Origin of the sequence: uncultured Allobosea sp. (genome assembly GCF_945956895.1) — a bacterium.
In the GTDB taxonomy this organism is placed as follows: Bacteria; Pseudomonadota; Alphaproteobacteria; order Rhizobiales; family Beijerinckiaceae; genus Allobosea.
Window position 1 is genome coordinate 25865 of the sequence record NZ_CAMFJF010000037.1, and the last position, 6440, is coordinate 32304.

The following is a 6440-nucleotide window of genomic DNA, read 5'->3' on the forward strand; positions in this document are numbered from 1 at the left end:
ATCGAAAGGTTACGTGGTCGCAATCGCATGGGGCCGTCATCCCGGTCTCGTGCCACGTCGCGAGAGGAATTTCGCCATGGCCTGCAGGCCGCGATGGATCGCGACCTTGGCCGCCGTCTCCGTCATGCCCGCCGCCTGGGCTGCCTCGGCCACCGTCGCGCCTTGCAATTTCACCCTGTCGATCAGGCTGCGCGTGCGTTCCGGCAGGGCAGCCATGGCACGGGTCAGGTCGAGCCGCGCCTCCGATGCCGCGCTGTCTGCCGGGCCGGCGTATTGATGCGCCTCGTCTTCGAGCGGCAGAGCATCGGCATGGCGGCCTGAGCGGCGCAGATGGTCGACCAGCTTGTAGCGCGCGATCGCATGCGCCCAGGCCGTCACCGGGCTCGCGGGATCATAGGTGTGGCGCGACAGGTGCAGCGCCAGCAGGGTTTCCTGCAGCACGTCTTCCGCCTCGCTCGCGTCGGTCCGGCCGGCGCGGGCCAGCATCTGGCGCAGATAGCCGCGCAACCGCGTGCTGATCGTATCCAGGAACAGGCGATAGGCTGCGGCATCGCCGGCAAGGGCCGCGAGGAAGAGCGGTCGGAGCTGGGTTTCGAGCTCTTGCAGCGACACGTCTTGCGCTTTTTCGCAGAGGGAATGGGCATCCTGTCCGTCGCATGGCACGCGCGGCCTCACAAGCCCGCGATGGCCTGGTGAAGCGCCGGCTGCCCCCGGCTACGCTCACGCGGGTGTGCAAGGCTTCAGCGGCGCGCGGCGAGGTGGCGGATGGCGACAAGACCGGGGCTCGTCGGTGTGTTGGCCTGCTTCATCTTTGCGGCGTCGGCCGCCGCACAGGCGCCGGACTCTCGCAAGCCCGGCGATGCCTGTCCTGCCGCGCCGGGCTGCAGCGTGGCGAGCGGCAGCTATCGCATCCTGCTGCCGCCGCCGGCCACGGCAGGGCGGCCGGTCGGCGCGATCGTCTTCTTCCACGGCTATCAGGGCTCGGCCGAGGAGGTGATCGCCGATCCCAGCCTGATAGCCGTCGCAAAGCGCCTCGGGGTCGCGCTGATCGCGCCCGACGGCGCTGGCAAGTCCTGGTCCTATCCCGACTCGCCTGCGAAGCAGCGCGATGAATTCGCCTTCGTCGGGCAGGTGCTGGACGATGTAACCGCGCGCTTTCCCGTCGATCCCGGCCGCATCCTTGCGAGCGGCTTCTCGCAGGGCGGTTCGATGGTCTGGTATCTCGCCTGCTGGATGCCGCGGCGCTTCGCGGGTTTTGCACCGATCGCCGGCGCCTTCTGGGAGCCATTGCCGGAACGCTGCGACGGCCCGCGCCCGCCATTGATCCATGTCCATGGCACGAGCGATATGACGGTGCCGCTCGCCGGTCGCGCCCTGCGCTCCGGCGCCCGGCAGGGCGATGTCTTCAAGAGCCTCGCTGTCTTCGCGCCGGGCGGCTGCACCGCCGGCTGGGCGGAGGCTATTCGCACCGCCGCTGCGCCGGAGGACCTGAGCTGCCGGGTTGCCACCGGTTGCGGCAGCACCGCGCGGCTAGAGCTTTGCCTGCATGCCGGCGGCCATGTGTCCGACGCGGCCTGGGTCGAGCGCGCCTGGCGCCTGACGATGCCGGCACGGCCGCCTGCCTCGGCAGCCGGTCTCACGTCTCCGTGATCGTGTAACCAAACGCTCATCCCGCGCGATCTCTCCAGCACAGCCGCTGCAGCGGCGAAGCGGAGAGAGACGATGCGCCACGAACGGATAGCCGTCGCGGAGCTGTCAGGAACCGGTCCGGCAGACAGCCTGACCGGTGCCGACCTCATGGCGGCCCAATTGGCGGCGGCCGGCGCGACCCATGCCTTCGGCATCCCGGGCGGGGAGGTTCTGGCGCTGGTCGATGCGCTCGAACGCTGCGGCATCCGCTTCCAGCTCGCGCGGCACGAGAACGCCGCCGGCTTCATGGCGGAGGGGCTCTGGCATGCGACCGGCGCGCTGCCCCTTCTGGTCGCGACGCTCGGTCCCGGCGTCGCCAATGCCGTCAACGTCGTTGCCAATGCGCAGCAGGATCGCGTGCCGCTGATCGTCGTGACCGGCTGCGTCGATCAGGCCCTGGCCGAAAGCTACACGCATCAGATCTTCGACCATCAGGCGGTGCTGCGTCCGCTCGTCAAGGCGAGCTTCCGTGCGGCGCCCGGCACCGAGGACCTCGTCGTCGCCAAGGCTGTCGCCATAGCCCGGCGCGGGCGGCCGGGGCCGGTCCATATCGACCTGCCGATCGCGGTGGCGGAAGCCCGCACGCCGAACCGCGCCTTGCTTCCCGCCCCCGCTTTGCAGCGTTCCCTGCCGGCCGATCTCTCGGCCGCGCGCGACCTGATCGCGCTCGCGCAGAGGCCGCTGGTCATCGTCGGGCTCGACCTCGTCCATCAGGGTGGGGCGGTGGCGCTCGATCGCTTCCTGGCGCGAACGGGCGCTCCGCTGCTGACGACATACAAGGCGAAAGGGCTGGTGCCGGAGGGCGATCGGCGCGTCATCGGCGGGTTGGGGCTCTCGCCCCGAGCCGATGCGATCATACGGCCGCTGATCGATGCGGCCGATCTGATCGTGCTTGCGGGCTACGATCCGATCGAGATGCGTCAGGGCTGGCGCCATCCCTGGCCGGACGGCAAGCCCGTCATCGATATCGTTGCCGAGCCGATGCAGCACGGCATGCATCATTCCAGCCTGCTGCTCGAAGGCGATGTCGGCGCCATCCTCGCCAGGCTGGTCGAGGGGCTGACCGCCAGATCGGTCTGGCCGGGACAGGAGCCGGCGGAGGTCCGCGCGGCGTTCCGCGCCGCCTTCACCGCCCCCGTCGGCTGGGGGCCTCATGCCGTCTTCGAGACGCTGCGGCGGGTCGCGCCGGCCGGCACGGTCGCGACAGCCGATTCCGGCGCGCATCGCATCCTGCTCAGCCAGATGTGGAACTGCGATGGGCCGCGCCGCCTTTTGCAGTCGAGCGGGCTCTGCACCATGGGCTGCGCCTTGCCGCTGGCGACGGGCGCCGCGCTCGGCTCCGGCCACCCGACTCTCTGTTTCGTCGGCGATGCCGGCCTCGAGATGGTGCTGGGCGAACTGGCGACGCTTCGCGATCTTGGCCTGCCGGTGATCGTCGTCGCCCTCGTCGACAAGGCGCTCGGGCTGATCGCGCTGAAGCAGCGCCAGCTTGGCCTGGCCCGCAACGGTGTCGATATCGGCGAGACCGATTTCGCTGCCGTCGCGCGTGCCATGGGCGGACATGGCGCGACAATCGAGGATAGCGAGACGCTCGCGCACGAGGCGGAGGCGGCCTTCCGGCGCGACGGTTTCACGCTGCTCGCCTGCCGCATCGATGCCTCCCGCTACGAGGGAGCGTTCTGATGGCCGCTCTCCCCGCCACTCCGACAAAGCGGCCTCGCGACGAGCGGCTCGACCTCTTTCGCGGCTTGACCATGTTGATCATCTTCGTCGCCCATCTGCCGGAGAACAGCTGGAACGCCTGGATACCCGCCCGTTTCGGCTTTTCCTCGGGCGCGGAACTCTTCGTGTTCTGCTCCGGTATCGCCAGCGCGCTCGCTTTCGGCAGCGTCTTCACCCGGCGCGGTCTTTGGCTGGGTACGGCGCGCATCGCCTATCGGATCTGGCAGGTCTACTGGGCACAGATCGGCCTCGTCCTGGCGCTGATCGCGCTTGCCGCCGCGCTGGACGGGGTCTTCGGCCTCGCCGTGCTGGCGCAGCAGTTCCAGCCGCTGCTGGTCGATCCCGAGAACGCGCTGCTCGGCCTTGCAACGCTGACCTGGCAGCCGGACTATCTCGATATCCTGCCGCTATATCTCGTCATCCTGACGCTCGTACCCGTGATGATGCTGGCGCGCCGGCTCCACGCCGCCTTGCCCTTCCTGATCGCCGTTGCGCTCTACGCGGGGGCCTGGGCGACCGGGCTCAACCTCTCCGGCAATCCGTGGACCGGCGCCAGCTGGTTCCTCAATCCCTTCGCCTGGCAGCTCATCTTCTTCATCGGCTTCTTCATCGCCATGAAATGGCTGCCGGTGCCCCGGCTCGGCGACCGGCGATTGATGATGGCAGCCGGGCTCTTCATCCTGATCTCGGTGCCGCTTTCCTTCTGGGGCATCCTGGAGCATTGGCCGCTCGCGCAGGCGGTCCGCGATCTCGTCATTCCCGCCAGCGAGAAGACGGACCTGCATATCCTGCGCGTGCTGCACTTCCTGGCGCTGGCCTATCTCGTGCTCAGCCTGATCGAACCCTGGCGGGACCGGCTCGATCGCGGCGCGGGGCATCTCCTCATCCTGATCGGGCGGCAGTCGCTGGCCTGCTTCCTGGCGAGCGTGATGCTGGCGCGATTGCTGGGCACGATCGCCGACATGGAAGGGCGCGGCGAGATTCTGGTCGCCCTGCTCAATCTTACGGGCTTCGCGCTGATCCTCGCCACCGCATGCGTCGTCGGCTGGTTCAAGAGCGCGCCCTGGGCTGGGCATAGGCACAGGCCTGCGGCCGAGACGCGCCACGAGCCGGCCGTGAACTCCCCGCTGACAACACGGGTCCGTGAAGCGAGTTGAACGCCGCTTGATCGCGCCGTTGCGAACTTTCTGACGAGCGCCCTTCACCGGCGCAGCAATGGAGCAGCCCATGTCTTACGCCGTTCATCACGATCTCTCCGGCGACCGCATCACCGTCTCGAACGAGGCTGCGCGCCTCGCTTGGAACGACATGCTCGAAGCGCTGATGGCCCATGCCGCCGCGACGCCCGAGCATCTCGCCCGGACGCTCGCCGCCGACCCGGATTTCGCCCTGGCTCATGCCGCCAAGGGGTTGATGCTGCTCTCGCTGGCTCGCGCAGAGCTCGTCGCCCCGGCCCGCGATTGCCTGGCCAAGGCGCGGGCGGCGGCACTGCTGCGGCCGGTGACGCGGCGCGAGACGATGGTCGTGGAAGCGCTGGCGCTCTGGCTCGATGATCAGCCGCGTCGGGCGGCGGAGCGGCTGGAGTCGATCCTCCTCGCCCATCCCTTCGACGTGCTGGCGCTCAAGCTCTCGCATGGCCTGCGCTTCATGCTCGGCGACCAGGCCGAGATGCTCGCGACCCTGAATCGCTTCGCGCCGGGCTTCGGGGACAGCCATCCGCTCGCCGGCTTCGTCCATGGCTGCCATGCCTTTGCGCTGGAGGAGCGCGGCTTCTATGCGCAGGCCGAGCATGCCGGCCGCCGTGCCGTGGCCTTGAGCCCGCGCGATGCCTGGGGCCGCCATGCCGTCGCCCATGTGCTGGAGATGACCGGCCGCACCGACGAGGGCATCGCCTGGCTCGGCGACGGGCGCGAGATCGCGCATGCCAACAACCTGCGCTTCCACATCTTCTGGCATCTCGCTCTGTTCCGGCTGGAGCGCGGCGAGACCGGCGAGGTGTTGCGGCTCTATGACGAGGAGATCCGGGCCGAGCCGACCGACGATTATCGCGACATTGCCAACGGCGCCTCGCTGCTCGCCCGGCTCGACTATGCCGGCGTTGACGTCGGCGATCGCTGGGAAGAGCTCGCGGTCAAGGCCGAGGGGCGCATCCATGACGGCCGCCTCGTCTTCGCCGACCTGCACTACGCGCTGTCGCTGCTCGGCGCCGGCCAGACCGATGGGGCGGAGGCGATCGCCCGCAGCCTGATCAAGGATGCGAAGGTTCATCCCAGCGGCGAGCGGCGAGACGCGGCCCGCAACGGCGCGCACGCCGCCTTCGGGCTGATCGCCTTCCATGAGGGCGACTATGACGAGGCCGCCCGCCTGCTCGGTTCAGCCCGCACCGGTTTGATCGCGATCGGTGGCAGCCATGCCCAGCGCGACCTGTTCGAGCAGGCCTATGCCGAGAGCCTGATCCGCGCCGGCGAGCATGAGCGCGCCGCCGAGATCCTCGGCGAACGCCTGAGGCGGCGCGGCGGCACCAATCTCTTCGCCGCCCGCCGGCTGGCGCAACTGCGCGGCCGTGGCGCCAGCCGGCTCGCCGCCCTTGCCGTCGCTTCCACCCCGCTCGCCATCGCTCACTGAGATCAGGAAAGGACGCTCGCCATGACCACCGCGACCATGACCCGCAGCTTCGCGCTACCCTCGATCCGCACTGTGATCAATCTCGCGCTGGGCGGCTTCGCCGGCCTCGGCTTCTGGGAACTGTTCTCCTCGGTGCCGACCGCCTGGTTCGCCGAATATCCGCTGGAGCCGCCGGAGCTGGTGAAGTCGCTCTTCTACCACCAGCTCGGTCTGACGATCCCGACGCCGACCGCCAAGCTGCTGCATTTCATCACCGGGTTCCTGTTCTATCCGCTCGGCTACTGGATTCTGACGCGCTGGGTGAAGAGTTTCGGCATGCCGGCCGATGGCTGGATCTGGGGCGTGATCACCTATTTCATCGCGCTCGCCTTCTTCGCGCCGCTGGCCGGGCAGCATTTCCTGCT

6 protein-coding genes are annotated in these 6440 nt (G+C 69.1%); 5 read left to right on the plus strand and 1 reads right to left on the minus strand.

The window, feature by feature from the left end:
• Positions 1-36 precede the first annotated feature (36 nt).
• Positions 37-612, minus strand: coding sequence for a sigma-70 family RNA polymerase sigma factor (locus Q0Q02_RS17185; protein ID WP_293811109.1), 576 nt, complete (start codon positions 610-612; stop codon positions 37-39).
• A 153-nt stretch (positions 613-765) separates the two neighbouring features.
• Between Q0Q02_RS17185 and Q0Q02_RS17190 the strand changes: the two genes are divergently transcribed.
• The 5 genes from Q0Q02_RS17190 to Q0Q02_RS17210 all read left to right on the plus strand — a co-directional run.
• Positions 766-1650, plus strand: a complete 885-nt coding sequence (locus Q0Q02_RS17190; RefSeq protein ID WP_293811111.1) for a PHB depolymerase family esterase — start codon at positions 766-768, stop codon at positions 1648-1650.
• A 72-nt stretch (positions 1651-1722) separates the two neighbouring features.
• Entirely contained in the window at positions 1723-3372 is a 1650-nt protein-coding gene (locus tag Q0Q02_RS17195; RefSeq protein ID WP_293811113.1) for a thiamine pyrophosphate-binding protein, read from the plus strand.
• Positions 3372-4568 carry an OpgC family protein gene (locus Q0Q02_RS17200; protein WP_293811115.1) on the plus strand — a complete coding sequence of 399 codons (1197 nt, stop codon included), beginning with the start codon at positions 3372-3374 and terminating at the stop codon, positions 4566-4568. The genes Q0Q02_RS17195 and Q0Q02_RS17200 overlap by 1 nt, the downstream gene beginning before the upstream one ends.
• A gap of 70 nt (positions 4569-4638) precedes the next feature.
• Positions 4639-6036 carry a tetratricopeptide repeat protein gene (locus Q0Q02_RS17205; protein WP_293811117.1) on the plus strand — a complete coding sequence of 466 codons (1398 nt, stop codon included), beginning with the start codon at positions 4639-4641 and terminating at the stop codon, positions 6034-6036.
• 21 nt (positions 6037-6057) lie between these two features.
• A partial coding sequence (locus Q0Q02_RS17210; protein WP_293811119.1) for a hypothetical protein occupies positions 6058-6440 on the plus strand: 383 nt, incomplete at its 3' end.